Source organism: Streptomyces sp. NPDC056361 (assembly GCF_042262805.1).
In the GTDB taxonomy this organism is placed as follows: domain Bacteria; phylum Actinomycetota; class Actinomycetes; order Streptomycetales; family Streptomycetaceae; genus Streptomyces.
This window is the reverse complement of the sequence record NZ_JBHJQI010000175.1, coordinates 1-16,641: the sequence shown is the minus strand read 5'-3', so window position 1 is coordinate 16,641 and position 16,641 is coordinate 1. Positions and strand designations below refer to the sequence as shown.

Sequence of the window (16,641 nt, the reverse complement as noted above, 5' to 3'; positions counted from 1 at the left end):
AAGAACCGACTCGTCATCGCCACCGGCGAAGGCAACCCCTTCAAGGTCGACGACCTGAAGGACCTCGCGAACACCAAGCTCAAGGTCGTCCTCGCGGCCCCCGAGGTGCCCGCCGGCAAGTACAGCAAGCAGATCCTCGACAAGCAGAGCATCACGGTGAAGCCGGTCTCCCAGGAGCCCAACGTCCGCGCCGTGCTCAGCAAGGTCGAACTCGGCGAGGCCGACGCGGGCCTCGTCTACAAGACCGACGCCGCGAGCGCCGCGGACAAGGTCGACGCCATCGAGATCCCCGACGACCAGAACGCCATCGCGAAGTACCCGGCCGCCACGATCAAGGACTCCAAGAACGCCCAGGCCGCCGCCGCGTTCGTCGCCTGGCTGTCCTCACCCGAAGGACAGAAGATCCTCCAGGACGCCGGCTTCCAAAAGCCGTAACCCCGCCCCCCCCGGTTCGTGAGGGGCTGCCCGCCACGGGGGACGGGCAGCCCCTCGCACTACTCGCTCCTCCCAGGAACTTCGATGAAACGAGCAGGCGTACGCACGCCCGGAGCCCGCGTTCCCGTCATGCTGGCCGTGCCGGCGCTCCTGGCCGTGGCGTTCCTGACCCTCCCGCTGATCGGCGTCCTCGTACGGACCGAGTGGGGCGAGCTCGCCGGCCACCTCGGCTCGCCGGGAACCGTCCGGGCGCTCAAACTCTCGCTGCTCGTGTCGTGCTGGGCGCTGGGGCTCTCCCTCTTTCTCGGGGTCCCGCTGGCCTGGCTGCTGGCCCGGGTGCCGTTCCCCGGCAAGGCGGTCGTCCGCTCCCTCGTGCTGCTGCCCATGGTGCTGCCGCCCACGGTCGGCGGTGTAGCGCTGCTGCTCGCGTTCGGCCGGCGCGGTCTCCTCGGACCGTGGCTGGAGTCCACCTTCGGCATCACCCTGCCCTTCCACACCTCGGGCGCCGTGCTCGCCGCGACCTTCGTCGCCATGCCGTTCCTCGTCATCAGCCTCGAAGGCGCGCTCGGCGGGCTGCGTCCCCGGTACGAGGAGACGGCGGCCTCGCTCGGCGCCTCCCCGGTACGGGTCTTCCTCACCGTCACGCTCCCCATGGTGGCGCCCGGCCTGATCGCGGGCGCGGCCCTCACCTGGGCGCGCGCCCTCGGCGAGTTCGGCGCCACCATCACCTTCGCCGGCAACCTGCCCGGCACCACCCAGACCCTGCCCCTCCAGGTCTACCTGCTCCTCCAGGACGAACCGGAGGCGGCCACCTCCGTCTCCCTGCTGCTGCTCGCCATCGCCATGGCCGTCCTGATCGCCCTGCGCGGCCGCTGGACGGGCACCCCCCAGGACCGCCGCACCCGCCCGGCACCGTCACCCTCGCCGGAGCCCGTGCCCGCGCCCGTGCCCGCCGTGTCCCGGAATGCGGAAGTCGGCAGCGGCCCGGAGCCGGGGCAGCCGCAGGGTGACGCGGAGCCCGGGGAGTCGGAGGGCGGCGCGGAGCCCGGGCCGGCGGGCATCGCCGGGAAGGCCGGCACTCGGCGGTGGCCGTTGCACGCCGAGGTCACCGGGTTCACCCGGCTCGTCCTCGACGCGGACGGCGGCACCACCATCGCCGTGGTCGGGCCGAACGGGGCGGGCAAGACCACGCTGCTGCGGGCGCTGCTCGGTCTGACGCCCCGGGCCCATGCCGCGCTGCGGCTCGGCGACACCGACGTCACCGGACTGCCACCGCACCGGCGGCGGGTCGCCTGGGTCCCGCAGGACGGGGCGCTCTTCCCCCATCTGACGGCCCTCGCCAACACGGCGTACGGCCTGCGGGCCCAGGGCGTCCCGCGCGCCGAGGCCCGCCGCGAGGCCCGGGCCTGGCTCGACCGGCTGGGCGTCGGCCACCTCGCGCACCGGCGCCCCGCGCAGCTCTCCGGCGGGCAGGCCCAGCGGGTCGCGCTCGCCCGGGCGCTGGCCGCCCGGCCCCGGCTCCTCGTCCTCGACGAGCCGCTCGCCGCCCTCGACCAGACCACCCGCGCCCATGTCCGGCACACCCTGCGCACGCATCTCGCCGGGTTCGGCGGCGTGTGCCTCATCGTCACGCACGACCCCGTCGAGGCCGTGTCCCTCGCCGACCGCGTCCTCGTCCTCGACGAGGGGCGTGCCCTCCAGGACGCGTCCCCCACCGAGGTCACCCGGCACCCCCGCTCCCCCTGGGTCGCCCGGATGCTCGGCCGCAACGCCTGGCCCGGCACCACGACCGCCGACGGCCTCGCGCTCCCGGGCGGGGGCACGCTCGTCGCCGCCGATCCCCTGTCGCCGGGCGTCGAGGCCCTCGCGGTCATCCCGCCCGAGGCGGTGGCCGTGCACCGCACGCGCCCCGCCGGCAGCCCCCGTAACGTCTGGCCCGGCACCGTGCGCGAGATCACCGCCAGCGGCAGCCGCCTGCGCGTCCTCGTCACGTCCGACCGGGTCCCCGACCTCGTCGCCGAGATCACCCCCCAGGCCGCCGCCGAACTGGGCCTCGCCGACGGCGTGTCCGTCTGGACCAGCGTGAAGGCGACCGAGGCGACGGTCGTGCCGCTCTGATCGGCGCCCGCGGCCGGGTGACACGTCCGATCGGGCGTTGAACTCGCCGTGGGCCGTGTCGCGGGCTCCGACGTCGGGGGATGTCGCATATCTGTGAGCCCATGGCCAACGACCACAGGGATCGTCCGATGTCCGCCCCGCACGATCGTCCGCACCCGCTGGTGGACCCGTACCTCCGGATCATTCTGAGCGCGCTCGGTCCACGGAGGGCGACGGCGTTCCTGACGGCGGCGCTCAAGGCGCACCAGGAGGAGCGGGCGCGCGAAGGAACGATTCAGCTCGGGTTCTGCGCGTATCTCTCGGACCGTTTGGGCGAGACGTGGGGGCGGACGCTGGCGGAGATCTCCGCGTGGGAGGCGATGCAGGCGGTCCGGAGGCTCGTCCGCGCCGACCCGGAGGCCGACCTCGGGCGGCAGCTGTCGCACGGCCTCGCACTCGCGCTCGCCGTGGCTTCCGGACCCACGCCGACGGCGGCGTACTGACGGAAGCCCGCCGACTGCGGTGCACTGACAGAAGCCCGCCACGAAGGAGCGGTGACGGAAGCCCGCCGACGAAGGAGCGGTAGCGGAAGCCCGCCCACGAGGGAACGGGGACAGGAGCCCGCCGACGAGGGAGCGGTGACGGCGACTCACCGGCGAAGGCTCGGTGGCATGCGACGAGGAGCCGGTGCCCCGAGGGGCACCGGCTCCTTCGTGGAGGGGTGGGGCGGTCAGGCGAGGGACTCCGTCTTCTCCTCCGCCGACTCCTCGGTGGAGGGGGCGGTCTCGGCCGGCTTGGTGTCCCGCATGACCACGGCGGCCAGGACGGCGGCGGCGAGGACGCCGAGGGCGCTGATGGTGAAGGTGGTGGACATCGCGGAGGTGAAGGCCTCGCGGGCGGCCTCGACGAGGCGGGTGTCGCCCTGGGCGGTGGCGAGGGCGCCGCCGATCGACTGCTTCGCCGGGTCGGGGGCGTCGGCCGGCATCTCACGGGAGAAGGTGCTCGTGAGGAGCGAGCCGAGGATGGCGATGCCGAGGGCGGTGCCGGCCTGCTGGATGGTGTCGTTCAGGGCGGAGCCGACGCCCGCCTTCTCCGCGGGGATGGTGCTCATCAGCGCGCCGACGGCGGCCGGCATCGCGAGGCCGGCGCCGAGGCCGAGCAGGCCGAGGGCGACGGCCGGGACGGTGAAGCCGGAGTCGGGGCCGACGGTGGTGAGGAGCGCGAAGGAGGAGGCCATGACGAGCATGCCGGCGAGGATCAGGATCCGGTTGCCGATCTTCGCGGCGAGGCCGGCGCCGGCGCCGTTGCCGATCAGGGCGGCGACGGCGAGCGGGACGAAGGCCAGGCCCGCCTTGACCGGCGAGTAGCCGAGGACGAACTGCAGGTACTGGGTGAGGACCAGGAGCAGGCCGCCGTTGCCGATCTGCACGAGGGTCAGCGAGAGCGAACCGCCGCTGAAGTTGCGGTGCTTGAAGAGGACCAGCGGCACCATCGGCTCGGGGGTGGTGTTCTCCCAGACCACGAATCCGCCGAGGGTGACGACGGCGACCGCGAGGGTGACGAGTCCGCGGCCCTCGAAGGCACCGTGCTGCGGGATCTCGATGATCCACCAGATCAGGGCGGTCATGCCGACGGCGGAGAGGATCGCGCCGAGCGGGTCGGGCTTCTGCCACGGGCCCTTGGACTCGGGCATGAGGGTCAGGGCGGCGAGGACGGCGAGGACGACGACCGGGACGTTGATGAAGAAGATCGAGTGCCAGGAGAAGTGGTCGATCAGGAAGCCGCCGAGGACGGGGCTGCCGACCAGGCCGAGCATCGAGACCGAGCCCCAGGCCGCCATCGCCCGGGGGCGCTCGTCCTCGTCGAAGACGGTGATGAGGATGGAGAGGGTCGAGGGCATGATCAGCGCACCGCCGACACCCATGGTGATCCGGGCGGCGATGACCTCACCGGGGCTGGTGCAGACCGTGGCGGCCAGGGAGGCGGCGCCGAAGAGCAGCAGGCCGATGATCATGATCTTCCGCCGGCCGAAGCGGTCGCCGAGGCTTCCCGAGGCGAGCAGGAGTCCCGCGAAGACCAGGATGTAGGAGTCCAGGATCCACTGGATGTCCTGGGCGCTCGCCCCGATCTCCTCGGTCATGGAGGGGACCGCGACGGTCAGCGCCATGCTGTCGACCACCAGGACCAGGGTGCTGAGGCACAGCACGACCAGGATCCACCAGCGGCGTGGGTTGCGGGTTTCCATCGGGAGTTCCCCCTCGGTTCTCGTTCGTCTTCCTTCGATGCGAACACTGTACGCAGCTGCGCACACTGTTCGCAACCCTGGGGAGCTGTACGCTGAATGCGCACGCCGTACGCAGTGAAGGTCGCAGCCGTAGAAGGAGGACCATGGCCGCCAAGGCGAACCCCGTACCGTCCGTGTGGGCACGCGAGCCGTCCACCCCCGACCAGCCGGCGCTCAGCCGGACCGCGATCGTCCGCGAGGCGATCGTCATGCTCGACGCCGACGGCATCGAAGCCCTCAGCATGCGCAAGCTGGGCGCCCGCCTGAACGCCGGCGCGACCTCGCTCTACCGCCACGTCGCGACCAAGGACGAGCTCATGGAGCTCGCCGTCGACGAGGTCGCGGCCGAGATCACCGTCCCGGCCCCCGGCGGGCCCTGGCGCGAGGCCGCCGCCGAGGCCGCCGCCTCGTTCCGCGCGACGGCCCTGCGCCACCCGTGGCTCTCGTCCGTCCTCGGCCAGGCCGGCCTCGCCTACCTGGGCCCCAACCTCATGGCGTACTCCGAGCGCCTCGCCACCCTCTTCGCGGCCATCGGGTTCCCCGAGCCGAGCCGCGCGATCGACACCCTCCTGTCGTACGTCATCGGCATGAGCACCACCGAGGCCGCCTGGCTCACCACGGTCGCCCGCTCGGGCGGCACCGAGGCCGAGTTCATCGCCCGCCTCATGCCCGCCGCCCAGCAGGCCGCCGCCGACCACGACCACCTCGCCGAGGCGTACGCCGACGCCGCCGTCCACGCCACCGTCGACCCGGTCGCCCTCCGGGACGCGAAGTTCTCCTACGGCCTGGACGTCGTCCTCGACGGCCTGGAGATGCGCCTCCCGCGCTGACCGGACGCCGAGGGACCGGAACCGGACCGGCCCCGGGCGGCACGACCCGGGACGGTCCGACCGGACACGTGGGGGCCGGTCGCCTCCGGCCAGTGCCGGTGCAGCGCGTCGATGCGGAAGTCGTGCGCGTGCGCGCCGCCCGCCCCGGCCAGGTGCGGGTGACCGGCGGGGAGTTCCGGGTGGGCGTGCGGCAGCTCGGCCGGGTCCGTGCGGGGCCACAGGCGCGCCGCGCCCACGGCCCCGAGCAGGGCGACCGCGCCGAGCACGGCCGCCGCGACGGCGGGGCCCGCCCGCACCGCGAGCACCCCCGCGAGCGGATACGTGACGAGCCAGCACGCGTGCGAGAGGGAGAAGCGGGCCGCGAACGCGGCGGGCAGGTCGCCGCTCGCCGCCGAGCGGCGCACCACCCGGCCGCCGGTGGTCAGCACCGCCGAGCCCGCCGCGCCGACCACCGACCAGAGCGCCAGGAGGGCGGGCCACGACCACGCACCCGGCGGGACGGCGAGCCCCGCGGCGAGCAGCCCGAGGGCCGCCGGCAGGACGAACGCGGCCCGCACCATCACCGCACGGTCGCCGGTCCGCCCCAGGACGCGCGGCAGCAGCAGGGCCACCGCCATCGACCCCGCCCCGTACGCGCCGAGGGCGAGCGGGACGTCCCCGGCGCCACGCCCCAGGGTGTCCCGCACGAGCAGCACGGTGCCGACCAGGACCACGGCCCCGGCCGCAGCGACGGCCAGGTCGAGGGCGAGGAGGGCCCGCAGCCGGGGGGTGGCGAGCAGGAGCCGGGTCCCGAAGGCGACCTTGGCGTACACGCGGCGGGCCCGACCGCCATGACCACCGGCGCCGGCATCGGCATCGACATCGACACCCGCCTCGGCGGGGACGGCTCGCGCCGGCGGGGCGGGCAGGGCGGTCGAGCGGACGAGGAGTGCCGAGGCGAGGAATCCGGCGGCGGTTCCGGTGAAGAGCCAGGCGTAGGGCACGACGGTGAGAAGGGCCGCGGCGAGCACGGGGCTCGCGAGGCTCTCCAGGTCGTAGGCGAGCCGGGAGAGCGAGAGGGCCTCCGTGTACTCCCGCTCGTCCGGCAGGACGCGCGGGATCGTCGCCTGGAAGGCCGGGGTGAAGGCGGCGGAGGCGGCCTGGAGGAGCAGGATCAGGACGTAGACCTGCCAGACCCGGTCGACGAACGGCAGGGACAGCGCGACGGTCGCCCGCGCCAGGTCCGCCGAGACCAGCAGGGTGCGCGGGCGCACGCGGTCGGCGAGCGCGGTGACGACCGGGGCGATCCCCACGTACGCGGCCATCTTGATCGCGAGGGCGGTGCCGAGCACGGCGGCGGCGTCGGCGCCCGCCAGGTCGTAGGCGAGGAGGCTCAGCGCGACGGTCGCCAGGCCGGTGCCGCCCAGGGCGACGACCTGGGCGCCGAACAGGCGCCGGTAGGTGCGGTTGCGCAGCACGGACAGCATGGACGCCCCCGGTCGGGCCGCGGCGGACTGCGGACGTCTCCACGGTAGCCGACACGTGCACAGGTGCGCACATGTTCACGGGGAACGGGCCGCCCGACGCACCGGACGGCGGCCATCACCCCGGCCAAGTGCGCCGACCCCGACCCTGGCCCCGACCCCGCCCCTCAGGAGTGCCAGGGCTCGCCGCTCACCTCGTGGTCGGCCCGGCTGATCGCCTCGACGACCAGGCGCTTCAGGTGCCCGTCCGGCATCGCGTACACGACCCGGCGGCCGTCCTTGCGGGACTGGACGAGCCCGCCGAGCCGCAGCTTCGCCAGGTGCTGGCTCACCGCGGGGCGGGCGGCGCCGCAGGCCTCCGTCAGGGCGGTCACGTCGGCCTCGCCGCGGGTGAGCAGCCACACGAGGTGGAGCCGGGTCGGGTCCGAGAGCAGCGCGAAGACGCCCGCCGCGGCCGCGAGTTCGCGCGGGCCCGGCGTCCGCTCGTGCGCGTGGGAGGCGGCCGCGGGTTCCACTCGTTCGGACATGGGCCCATCGTAGGCAGCCCCTGCGGTGTCAGATGCGCAGCTCCTTCGCCTCGAAGCGGCCCTCCCCGAGCACCAGGACGAAGGAGACCTGCTGGCCCTCCGAGAGGCTCCGGTCCCCGCCCTCGATGTCCTCGGCGCTGAAGTACACCTGCTCCTCGGAGCCCACGGGGACGACGAACCCGTACCCGCCGAGACGGTTGAAGGACTGCACGAACCCTATGCTTCTGCCTTCCACGGCGGCCTCCCTGTCGTCACCGGCGATGCTCCTCAGAGGACATGTACCCCGTACGCCCGCCCTTCGCCATCCGGGCCCGGAGCCCCGCTGGACAGCAGCCCCCCACGGCCTCGTACAATATTCAACAGAGGCCTGGTGCCGGCTATCCCCCGTGTCCGGCACCGGGCCTCGCCGACTTCTCCCGGTGAGCCGACTTCTCCCGGTAAACCCGTGGAACCCCTTCGCGGGCGGTGCCTACGCTGCCCCCGTGCCCCCTACGAAGACGTCCTACGTGTGCCTGCCGTGCCGGGCCTCGTACAAGCAGCTTCCCGACGGCGACCAGCGGCGGGTCTGCCCCCGGTGCGCGAAGGATCTCATCCACGTGGGATCGGCGTTCGCCGCGCCCCGGCGGCGGGACACCGAGGCGTGGCGGACGCTGTCGGTACTCCTCCACGCCGGCGTCCGGTTCCACAAGGACTGCTGCTTCGGCGGGTCCGGCTACCGGCCCCGGACCCTGCGCGAGGTCCGCGAGCGCATGACGTACGCGGCCCGCACCGGCACCCCCTTCGAACGGGCGCTCGTCCTGCGCGAGCTTCCGTGGCCCGGCGCGGCGGGCGGACCGCTCAGGCGCCGCCGCCCGGGTACGCGATCCTCGCCGTGATGCGGGCGATGCGGCGCGCGGCCTCGTCCGGGGAGGCGACCGGCTGGACGATGTGGCTGACGGTGAGGCGGACGATGGTCTCGACGGCGAGGCCGCGCGACTCCTCGTCCACGTCGGGCCACGCCTCGACCGCGTAGGCGTCGAGCATCGCCATGGCGGTGCCGAAGACCGGTTCGGGGCGGGTGGTGAGGTAGGCGAGGAGGTCGTCCTCGCCACCCCGGTCCGCCAGCAGGACGCCCTTGACGAGGGGGTTGTCCAGGGCCTGCTGGAGCGTGTAGCCGACGCCCGCGGCCGCGGCGGCCTCCAGGTCGCCCCGATGGGCGTCGAGTTCGCGCTGGATGCCGAGCAGGAAGCCCTCCAGCTCGCGCTGGACGAGGGCCTTGCCGATGGCCTCCTTGGACCCGAACTCGTTGTAGAGCGTCTGGCGGCTGATGCCGGCGGCCCGCGCGATGGCGGTCATGCGGAGGCCGCCCCACCCCTCGGCGGCGACGAGGCGGTAGGCGGCGTCGAGCACCTGCTCCCGCAGCAGGGACCGAACACTCTCGCGAAAACGTGTCATCGTGTCCCCACCTTATCCACCGGGCGGCATCAGACTCCGGGGGCCTCGTTCCGCAGCCAGGGGGCGGCGGCCGCGAGCAGCGCGGTGACGCCGAGGGGGATCGTCGGCCCGGGGACGGGGGCGAAGTGCGGCGAATGGTTGGCCGGGACGGTGTCGGGGAGGCCGTCCTCCAGGAGGGAGTCGGGGTCGACGTCCGCGTACAGGGCCGGGTCGGCCCCGCCGAAGTGCCAGAAGACCGAGGGGACGCCGAGCGCGGTCCCGAAGACGCCGAAGTCCTCGCTGCCGGTGATGACCTGAGGGAGCGTGAAGACCCTTCCCCTGCCCAGGACTTCGGCTAGGGACGCGTGCACGACGGCGGTCGCCCCCGGTTCGTTCACCGTGACGGGGAAGGCGTTGAACGGGGTGATCTCGGGCTCCTTGGGGGCGCCCGACGCGGCGGCCTCGGCACGGACGATGCGCTCGACGGCGGCCAGGATCCGGTCCCGTACGGCCGGGGTCGTCGAGCGGATGTTGATCCGCAGTTCGGCGGTGTCCGGGATGATGTTCTCCTTCGTCCCGGCGTGCAGCGAGCCGACGGTGACGACCGCGGTCTGCGAGGCGCCGATCTCCCGGGACACCACGGTCTGCAGCCGCATGACGACCGCGGCGGCCATCACCACCGGGTCGACGGCCGTCTCCGGCGACGAACCGTGCCCGCCGCGCCCGAAGAGGGTCACCCGGAGGCTGTCGGAGGCGGCCATCACCGGACCGGGCCGGGTGCCGAAGAAGCCGACCGGGGCGGGGGCCACGTGCTGGCCGAGGCAGACCTCGGCGCGCGGGAAGCGGTCGAGGAAGCCGTCCTCGATCATGGCGGGCGCGCCGCCGACCTCCTCGGCCGGCTGGAAGACGGCGACGACGGTGCCGTGCCAGGTGTCCCGGTGGGCGGCGAGCTGGCCGGTGGCGCCGAGCAGGCAGGTGACGTGCACGTCGTGCCCGCAGGCGTGCATGACGGGCACCTCGTTGCCGTCCGGGTCGGTGCCGGTCGCCGTGGAGGCGTACGGAAGTCCGGTCTCCTCCCTGACGGGAAGGGCGTCCATGTCCGCGCGGAGCAGCACGACGGGTCCGGATCCGTTGGCGAGGACGCCGACCACGCCCGTCTGGCCGACGCCCTCGGTGACCTCCCAGCCCTGCTCGCGCAGCCGCGCGGCGACGATCCCGGCCGTACGGACCTCCTGGAAGGACAGTTCGGGATGGGCGTGGAGGTCCTCGTAGAGCGCGACGAGCCCGGGCAGCCGCTCGTCGAGGCCGGCGAGGAGGGGACCGAGGGGCGAGGCCAGGGGTGCGGCGAGCAGAGCGGCGAGGGGCGGCACGGCGGTCATGCGGATTCCTTTGCGGGGCTCGGGTGTCGGGGGGTGCGGTCGGCGGCGGCGCGGAAGGCCTCGGCGTCCTGCGGGGTCAGGCAGGCCATGACGGCGGCGACGGCCGCCCCGAGGACGAGGAAGCCGAAGGCGACCTGGAAGGAGAAGGCGTCGGCGAGCGCGCCCATGACGGGCGGGGCGACCATGCCGGCGACCTGGCCGCCGAGGATGATCACGGCGCTGCCCACGCCCACGTACGCCGGGGTGAGACCGGCGAGGGGGACGGCGAAGATCGGCATGTACGCGAGGGAGGCGGCGAACACGGCGACGGTGCCGAACACGACGAAGCCGGCGAGCGAAGGCGTGTTCGCCATCAGGAGCAGGGCTACGGCGGCGACGCCCATGCCCGGCACGATGATCCGGCGGTGGTGCCCGCCGAGCCGGTCGGAGAGCCGCCCGCCGAGGACGGTGGCGACGGCGGCGCCCAGGGCGGGCACGGCGAGCAGGGCCCCGGCCGACGCCAGGGAGACCCCGTGCTCCTCCGCGAGGTACGACGGGACCCAGGTGTTCAGGCCCCAGACGATGGTGTTGTAGCCGAACATCATGAGCGCGAAGCGCCACAGGACGCCCTTGCGCAGGACGACGCGGAGGGCGGGCCGGGGAGCGGCGGGGCCGTCGGCGGCGGCGCCCTCCGTCGGGGGCAGCGGCGCCGGGAGCCGGAGGCGTACGGCGACGAGGACGAGGATGCCGAGGGCGGCGGTGGACCAGAAGGCGGAGCGCCAGCCGAAGGCGGCGATGAGCGGGGCGACGGCCAGCGGAGTGACGACGGCCGCGAGGGCGTTGGAGCTCATGATCGTGCCGTTGGCGCTCATGCGTTCCTCGGGCCGGGTGCGCTCGACGAGGACCTTCATGGAGGCGGGCGGGAAGACGCCCTCGGCGAGGCCGAAGGCGAAGCGGAGGGCGAGCAGGACCGCGAAGGACCAGGCGAAGCCGGTGAGCGCGGTGAAGACCGACCAGGAGAGCAGGGCCCAGAGGGTCACCCGTCGGCCGCCGAAGCGGTCGGCGAGCATGCCGCCGGGGATCTGGCAGAGCGCGTAGGCGAGGAAGAAGGCGGAGACGACGAGGCCCTGCGAGGCGCGGTCGAGGTCGAACTCGGCGCCGATGGACGGCAGGACCAGATTGATCACGAGCCGGTCGGCGTAGTCGACCAGCCAGGCCGCGAACAGCAGGACGACGGTGAGCCGGACGGCTCGGCGGTGCGCGGACGGTGCCGCCGGGGGTGCGGGAAGGGTCGGAGCAGGCACGGTACTCCTCTGCCGGTGGCCGAAACTGGTCGTCGGCCCGAAGTGCCCCTACGATCCGGTCCATGAGCGAGATCTCCCTCGAAACGCCGGAATCCGTCGGGATGGAGGATCCTGCGCAGGATTCCCTCATCGAGGCGTCCCCCACGGGGTTCTCCGAGCCGGACCTCGCCCTGGTCGACGCGCTCCAGGCCGCCCCGCGGGCCCCCTGGACGCGGATCGGGCAGGCGCTCGGCGTGAGCGCGACGACGGCGGCCCGCCGGTTCGAACGGCTCCGCTCCGCGGGCCTCGCCTGGGTCACCGCGTACGACGCGGCGAAGACGGCCACCGTCGCCTACGTCGAGGTGCGGTGCCGGCCGCGGGCCTTCGACCGGGTGAGCGCCGAGGTCACGGCGCTGCCGTGGGTGTTCAGCGTCGACGAGACCGCCGGGGACTTCGACCTCTTCCTCTCCGTCGCCGCCGCCGACCTGCCGTCCCTGGGGCGCGCGGTGCACGGGACGATCGGCGGTCTGCGCGGGGTCCGCTCCACGCGGACGAGGGTCGGCATCACCCTGTACGGGGAGGGGCGCGACTGGCGGATGCGGGCGATGAACCCGGCGGAGCGGGCCGGGCTCGGCGAGCCGCGCAGCGCCCGGCCCCGGACGTACAGCACGCACCTCCACGAGCGGCCCGCACCGCAGGACCAGGCGATCCTCAGCGCGCTCGGCGGCGACGGGCGGCTCGGGTACGCGGAGCTCGGCGCGCGGACGGGCATGAGCGAGCACACGGCCCGGCGCCGGCTCCAGCGGATGATCCGGGACGGCGACATCTCGCTGCGCTGCGACCTGGCGCACCCGCTGGCCGGGCTCTCCACGATGGTGATCTACCGGACGTCGGTGCCGCACCCCCTCCTGGAGCGGACGGGCAACGCCCTGGCCCGCCTCGAACAGGTGCGGATGTGCGTGTCGGTGAGCGGTCCGTACAACCTGCTCGTCCTGGTCTGGCTGCACGGCCTCGGCGCCGTGGACCCGTTCGAGGCACTGCTCGCCGAGCGGTTCCCCGATCTCGTGGTCCAGGACCGGACGGTGGCGCTCCACACCCCCAAGCGCATGGGCTGGCTCCTCGACGAGCAGGGGCGGGCCACGGGCCGGGTCCCGTTGGGCCCGCCCGGGCACTGGCGCGGTGGAGGTGCCACGGCGCCCACCGCCACCCCATGATCGTGAAAGTTCCGTGGCGGACGCGAAAGACTCTTACAATACCGAGCAGTCTGTTATGAGTTGTCGAGCGGCATCGGCGCGACGCGGCGCGGGCCGCGCCGTCGAGCCGCAGGGTGCTACGGAGCGATGGGTGACCAAACAAGAGCGGGCCGCGCGGACCCGTGACGCGCTGATCAAGTCGGCGGCCGGTGAATTCGACCGCCGCGGCTACGACTTGGCCACGCTGTCCGTGATCAGCTCCGGTGCGGGCGTGAGCCCGGGGGCCCTCCACTTCCATTTCGAGAACAAGGCGGCGGTCGCGGCCGCCGTCGAGTGCGAGGCCGCCTCCCGCCTGCGCCGCGCGGCCCGGATCACGTACCGCCGGCCGTCGAACGCCCTGCAGAACCTCGCCGACACCGTGCACGCCCTGGCCCGGCTGCTCCGCGGGGACGTCGTCGTCCGCGCGGGCTTCCGGCTCAGCTGCGCGGACGACCGGCGCACGGAGTTGAATCTGCGTCAGGAGTGGCAGAGCTGCGTGCAGCAGCGGATCGCGGAAGCCGCCGACGAGGGACTCCTCGCCTCCGGCCCGGGCCGCCAACGGGACCTCGCCCGGACCGTCGTGGCCGCCACCGTCGGCCTTGAGGCCCTCGGCCGCGACAACGACGAATGGCTTTCCCCGCGCACGGTCACCGGCCTCTGGGAGACCCTCCTGCCACTGCTCGCCGGCCCCGCGGCGCTCGCGAACCTGGAACCGGCGGGCACCGCGGTCCCGGTCGGCTGACGGTCAGGCCGCGTTCAGGAACCCCCGGTACCAGTCCGCGCAATCGGCGATCCCCGCGGTGTAGTTCGGCCCCTGGTCGCAGGCCCACTCGCGCCGGGGGCGGTCGTCGTCGAACCAGTGGTCGGTGGCGAGCATGGCGAGGTGGTGCAGCGCGAAGGGGAGGTCGGCGAGGAGCTCGCGGGCCTCGGCGATGCCCACGGCGGGCCCCCGGGCCGGGCCCCCGCGGCCGGTGAGGAGGGCCTCGCAGGGCGCGAGCAGTTCCGCCACCGGCACCGGTTCGGGATGGGCGACGTAGTACGGGCCCGCCGGCGCCCGCTCCGACAGCGCCGCGCCGATCAGGGCCCGGGCCAGGGCGTCGACCCCGGTCACGGAGTGCAGCGAGGCGCCCGCGTCGAGCGGGCCGGGCAGTGCGGCGAGCAGTCGGACCAGACCGGGCACCAGCTGCCGGTCCCCCGCGCCGTAGACGAAGTGCGGTCGCAGGACGGCTCCGCCGGCGTCCAGGACGTGCCGCTCGCCCGCCGCCCGGGTGCGGCTCGTCGTCGAGCCGGGGGCGAGCGGGAGGGTGCCGGGGGCGGCGGCCCGGAAGGGGCCGCGGCCGTGGACCGAGGCGGTGCTCAGGGCGACGATCCGGGTCACCCCGGCGCGAACGGCGGCGTCGACCAGGGCCCGGGTGCCCTCGTCGTTGACCGCGCGGGCCGTTTCCTCGTCCGCGCCGATCGCCGAGGCGCAGTGGATCAGCACGTCGACTCCCGCGCAGGCCCGGTGGAGTGACGCGGGGTCACGGAGGTCGCCGACGACGGTCTCGAAATCCGGTCGGCCGTCCTGGTTCCGTTCCTGTCCGGCGGAATCGGTCGCCGGTGCGGACGCGGTCGGCGGAAGCGGGCGGCGGGCGAGCAGCCTGAGGTGCCCGACGTCCGTCCGCGCCGCGGCCGTCGCCGCCACCCGGCCGCCGATGAATCCGGTCGACCCGGTGATCAGGATGCGGGGCACGTCGCTCCCGTCAGGACGCCAGCCGGCCGTCGAGGCCGCCGGCGGCCACCGCCAGGGCCCGGGCCGGGGAGGCGAGGGTGGCGACGAAGACGGACCGGCCGTCCTGCCTGCCCTCGATCCGGACGGTGGACACGGAGGGGTCGGAGCCGGGCACGGTCTCGGCCTCGATCCAGCAGGGGCTGTCGAGTTCGGCGTACCGCGAGAAGGAGACGTCCATGGCGGCGGGCAGGTACGCGTCGGCGCCGACGGTCATGGCCGCCGCCTGTCGGGCGGCCTCCAGGAGCAGCATCCCCGGTATGTGGTCGTTCGGGCGCCGGAAGAGCGTGGGGTGCCCGGTGTTGACCCGCAGCTGCCACTGGCCGGGCCTGGTGCCGGGCGCCAGGACGACGTCCTTGGCGTGCTCGCGGCCCACGAGGTGCGGGTCCACGCCCGGGATCAGCGGGACGGGCCTGCCGAGCGCGGCCATCCGCTCGCCGCGGATCCGGCGGTAGGCCTGGGCGGAGGTGGCGCGGGCCAGGGCGCCGCCGGTGGCGAGGTGCCGGCCGTCGCGGGTGAGGACCACGGAGGTGCGCAGGTTGCCGAGCCTGCCGCCGCGGTTTCCGAGCTCGACGCAGACGACGTCGAGGGTGATGTCGGAGGAGAGGCCGTCCACGGCGAGCGCGTCCGGGTCGGCGGTGTAGTGGAGGCCCCACATGACGAACTGGTCCTCCACGGGTACCCCCAGCTCGGCATGAGCCACGAGCATGGTGGCCTGACGTATCGTCTCGGCCACCAGCACGGGGTCATGGCGATCCCCTGCCACCGGAGAGAAGAAGGGATGTGCGGCGGGCCAGTGGGCCGTAACGGAGAACCGGTCGTCCCGCAGCTGTGTCCAGCCCGTGGGGATGATGTCCGCGGGGTCGGCTCGGTGTACGAACTCCCCGGGGACGCGCGCCGCTGCTCCGCGACCGTTCTGATCCATGGATACCCCTTGCGTCCCCGCGCCCCCGGGCGGTATGTCCGCCCTGGATAGAATACGTACAGCCCGGTTTTCTTTTCAATGCTTCACGTCACACGTTGAGCACAGACGGCAGGAGGCGCCTTGGCGCAGCAAGCGCGTGCAATCAAGACCCGACGGGCGATCCTGGAGGCGGCCGCGACCGTGTTCGCGGAGCGCGGTTACGAGCGGACGACCATCGGGGAAATCCTGGTGCGCGCCGGCGTGACCAAGGGGGCGCTGTACTTCCACTTTGCCTCCAAGGAAGAAGTGGCCCTCGGCGTGCTCGATGCGCAGATGCTGGACGTGCCGCTGCCCCCGCGGGCGATCAAGCTCCAGGAGCTCGCGGACCAGTGCTTCCTGCTCACCCACCGTCTGCAGCACGACGCGCTGGTGCGCGCCAGCGTCGGCCTGGCCCTTGACACCGGGGCCACCGGAGTCGACCGGGTCGGCGCCTTCCAGGCGTGGATCGACGAGGTGTCGGCGATCCTGACGGCCTCGCACGCGCGGGGCGAGCTCCTCGTGCACGTGGACGTGGCGGACACGGCCAGGCTCTTCTGCGGCGCCTTCTCCGGGGTGCAGGCGATGTCCCAGATCCTGTGCGATCGCGAAGACCTGGCGCATCGGGTCTCCGTCCTCCTCCAGCACTTCATGCCGAGCATCTGCACGCCCGCGCTGCTGACCAGTCTCGACCTGACCGAGGGTCGCGTGGGGCAGCTGGCCGCCGAGTACGAGGAGCAGGTGCTCCGCCGGGAACAGGACTCCGCCGGCGACACGCACGGCTGACAGAACCGACCGGACGGTTCCTTTAGCGCCCCGACGCAGAACAGCGTCGGGGCGCTCTGGCGTCATGGCACTGAGTGTGTTTTGCTGAGGGTACTCAGTGCCACAAGCGTCTAGGGGACCACATCATGGGCAAGGACTTCGACCTGTATCGGCCCTCCGAGGAGCACGACATGCTCCGGGAGTCGGTCCGTGCGCTCGCGGAGGCGAAGATCGTTCCGTTCGCGG

At 73.7% G+C, this 16,641-nt stretch carries 17 protein-coding genes; 8 read left to right on the top strand and 9 right to left on the bottom strand.

From position 1 onward, the window contains the following. The 3 genes from modA to ACFCY7_RS35740 form a co-directional block, all read left to right on the top strand. A partial coding sequence (gene modA, locus ACFCY7_RS35750) for a molybdate ABC transporter substrate-binding protein (RefSeq protein ID WP_376490244.1) occupies positions 1 to 435 on the top strand: 435 nt, incomplete at its 5' end. 84 nt (positions 436 to 519) lie between these two features. Then, positions 520 to 2,553 (top strand): ABC transporter permease, encoded by a 2,034-nt coding sequence (locus ACFCY7_RS35745; RefSeq protein WP_376490243.1) that lies wholly within the window; start codon positions 520 to 522, stop codon positions 2,551 to 2,553. A 128-nt stretch (positions 2,554 to 2,681) separates the two neighbouring features. After that, the gene (locus tag ACFCY7_RS35740; protein ID WP_376490242.1) at positions 2,682 to 3,035 is read left to right on the top strand and encodes a hypothetical protein; all 354 of its coding nucleotides are present in this window, start codon (positions 2,682 to 2,684) and stop codon (positions 3,033 to 3,035) included. Positions 3,036 to 3,262: 227 nt separating this feature from the next. On the opposite strand, the gene ACFCY7_RS35735 is transcribed toward ACFCY7_RS35740, so the two are convergent. Continuing rightward, entirely contained in the window at positions 3,263 to 4,777 is a 1,515-nt protein-coding gene (locus tag ACFCY7_RS35735; protein WP_376490241.1) for an MFS transporter, read from the bottom strand. A gap of 143 nt (positions 4,778 to 4,920) precedes the next feature. Between ACFCY7_RS35735 and ACFCY7_RS35730 the strand changes: the two genes are divergently transcribed. After that, on the top strand, positions 4,921 to 5,646 hold the full coding sequence (locus ACFCY7_RS35730) for a TetR/AcrR family transcriptional regulator C-terminal domain-containing protein (RefSeq protein ID WP_376490240.1): 726 nt from the start codon (positions 4,921 to 4,923) through the stop codon (positions 5,644 to 5,646). Here ACFCY7_RS35730 and ACFCY7_RS35725 read toward each other — a convergent pair. The 3 genes from ACFCY7_RS35725 to ACFCY7_RS35715 all read right to left on the bottom strand — a co-directional run bounded on the left by ACFCY7_RS35725 (position 5,595) and on the right by ACFCY7_RS35715 (position 7,871). Then, the gene (locus ACFCY7_RS35725; RefSeq protein ID WP_376490239.1) at positions 5,595 to 7,112 is read right to left on the bottom strand and encodes an MFS transporter; all 1,518 of its coding nucleotides are present in this window, start codon (positions 7,110 to 7,112) and stop codon (positions 5,595 to 5,597) included. The genes ACFCY7_RS35730 and ACFCY7_RS35725 overlap by 52 nt on opposite strands. Positions 7,113 to 7,276: 164 nt before the next feature. Further along, positions 7,277 to 7,636: an ArsR/SmtB family transcription factor gene (locus ACFCY7_RS35720; RefSeq protein WP_376490238.1), complete on the bottom strand. Its 360-nt coding sequence runs from the start codon at positions 7,634 to 7,636 to the stop codon at positions 7,277 to 7,279. Between the two features lie 28 nt (positions 7,637 to 7,664). Next, positions 7,665 to 7,871: a cold-shock protein gene (locus ACFCY7_RS35715; RefSeq protein WP_376490237.1), complete on the bottom strand. Its 207-nt coding sequence runs from the start codon at positions 7,869 to 7,871 to the stop codon at positions 7,665 to 7,667. 247 nt (positions 7,872 to 8,118) lie between these two features. On the opposite strand from ACFCY7_RS35715, the gene ACFCY7_RS35710 reads away from it, so the two are divergent. After that, positions 8,119 to 8,511, top strand: coding sequence for a deoxyxylulose-5-phosphate synthase (locus ACFCY7_RS35710; protein ID WP_376490236.1), 393 nt, complete (start codon positions 8,119 to 8,121; stop codon positions 8,509 to 8,511). On the opposite strand, the gene ACFCY7_RS35705 is transcribed toward ACFCY7_RS35710, so the two are convergent. The 3 genes from ACFCY7_RS35705 to ACFCY7_RS35695 are packed head-to-tail and all read right to left on the bottom strand — an operon-like array spanning position 8,474 to position 11,711. After that, entirely contained in the window at positions 8,474 to 9,070 is a 597-nt protein-coding gene (locus ACFCY7_RS35705; protein ID WP_376490235.1) for a TetR family transcriptional regulator, read from the bottom strand. The two genes, ACFCY7_RS35710 and ACFCY7_RS35705, sit on opposite strands and share 38 nt — an antisense overlap. Before the next feature lie 29 nt (positions 9,071 to 9,099). Further along, on the bottom strand, positions 9,100 to 10,428 hold the full coding sequence (locus tag ACFCY7_RS35700) for an amidohydrolase (protein ID WP_376490234.1): 1,329 nt from the start codon (positions 10,426 to 10,428) through the stop codon (positions 9,100 to 9,102). Further along, positions 10,425 to 11,711 (bottom strand): MFS transporter, encoded by a 1,287-nt coding sequence (locus tag ACFCY7_RS35695; RefSeq protein WP_376490233.1) that lies wholly within the window; start codon positions 11,709 to 11,711, stop codon positions 10,425 to 10,427. Before ACFCY7_RS35695 ends, ACFCY7_RS35700 begins: the two co-directional genes overlap by 4 nt. 62 nt (positions 11,712 to 11,773) lie before the next feature. Here ACFCY7_RS35695 and ACFCY7_RS35690 point away from each other — a divergent pair, with 62 nt between their 5' ends. Together ACFCY7_RS35690 and ACFCY7_RS35685 are read left to right on the top strand one after the other, a co-directional pair. Continuing rightward, on the top strand, positions 11,774 to 12,904 hold the full coding sequence (locus tag ACFCY7_RS35690; protein ID WP_376490232.1) for an Lrp/AsnC family transcriptional regulator: 1,131 nt from the start codon (positions 11,774 to 11,776) through the stop codon (positions 12,902 to 12,904). A 130-nt stretch (positions 12,905 to 13,034) separates the two neighbouring features. Next, entirely contained in the window at positions 13,035 to 13,664 is a 630-nt protein-coding gene (locus ACFCY7_RS35685; protein WP_376490231.1) for a ScbR family autoregulator-binding transcription factor, read from the top strand. Positions 13,665 to 13,667: 3 nt separating this feature from the next. On the opposite strand, the gene ACFCY7_RS35680 is transcribed toward ACFCY7_RS35685, so the two are convergent. Next, the gene (locus ACFCY7_RS35680) at positions 13,668 to 14,654 is read right to left on the bottom strand and encodes an NAD-dependent epimerase/dehydratase family protein (protein WP_376490230.1); all 987 of its coding nucleotides are present in this window, start codon (positions 14,652 to 14,654) and stop codon (positions 13,668 to 13,670) included. 10 nt (positions 14,655 to 14,664) lie between these two features. Continuing rightward, on the bottom strand, positions 14,665 to 15,615 hold the full coding sequence (locus ACFCY7_RS35675; protein ID WP_376490229.1) for a ScbA/BarX family gamma-butyrolactone biosynthesis protein: 951 nt from the start codon (positions 15,613 to 15,615) through the stop codon (positions 14,665 to 14,667). 120 nt (positions 15,616 to 15,735) lie between these two features. On the opposite strand from ACFCY7_RS35675, the gene ACFCY7_RS35670 reads away from it, so the two are divergent. Continuing rightward, positions 15,736 to 16,416 (top strand): ScbR family autoregulator-binding transcription factor, encoded by a 681-nt coding sequence (locus tag ACFCY7_RS35670; protein WP_376490228.1) that lies wholly within the window; start codon positions 15,736 to 15,738, stop codon positions 16,414 to 16,416. The last annotated feature ends 225 nt before the right edge of the window (positions 16,417 to 16,641 follow it).

Bases quoted from the DNA above. Each gene is read 5' to 3' on its own strand.
- ACFCY7_RS35745 (WP_376490243.1), top strand. From the start codon at position 520: ATGAAACGAGCAGGCGTACGCACGCCCGGAGCCCGCGTTCCCGTCATG.
- ACFCY7_RS35740 (WP_376490242.1), top strand. From the start codon at position 2,682: ATGTCCGCCCCGCACGATCGTCCGCACCCGCTGGTGGACCCGTACCTC.
- ACFCY7_RS35735 (WP_376490241.1), bottom strand. From the start codon at position 4,777: ATGGAAACCCGCAACCCACGCCGCTGGTGGATCCTGGTCGTGCTGTGC.
- ACFCY7_RS35730 (WP_376490240.1), top strand. From the start codon at position 4,921: ATGGCCGCCAAGGCGAACCCCGTACCGTCCGTGTGGGCACGCGAGCCG.
- ACFCY7_RS35725 (WP_376490239.1), bottom strand. From the start codon at position 7,112: ATGCTGTCCGTGCTGCGCAACCGCACCTACCGGCGCCTGTTCGGCGCC.
- ACFCY7_RS35720 (WP_376490238.1), bottom strand. From the start codon at position 7,636: ATGTCCGAACGAGTGGAACCCGCGGCCGCCTCCCACGCGCACGAGCGG.
- ACFCY7_RS35705 (WP_376490235.1), bottom strand. From the start codon at position 9,070: ATGACACGTTTTCGCGAGAGTGTTCGGTCCCTGCTGCGGGAGCAGGTG.
- ACFCY7_RS35700 (WP_376490234.1), bottom strand. From the start codon at position 10,428: ATGACCGCCGTGCCGCCCCTCGCCGCTCTGCTCGCCGCACCCCTGGCC.
- ACFCY7_RS35690 (WP_376490232.1), top strand. From the start codon at position 11,774: ATGAGCGAGATCTCCCTCGAAACGCCGGAATCCGTCGGGATGGAGGAT.
- ACFCY7_RS35675 (WP_376490229.1), bottom strand. From the start codon at position 15,615: ATGGATCAGAACGGTCGCGGAGCAGCGGCGCGCGTCCCCGGGGAGTTC.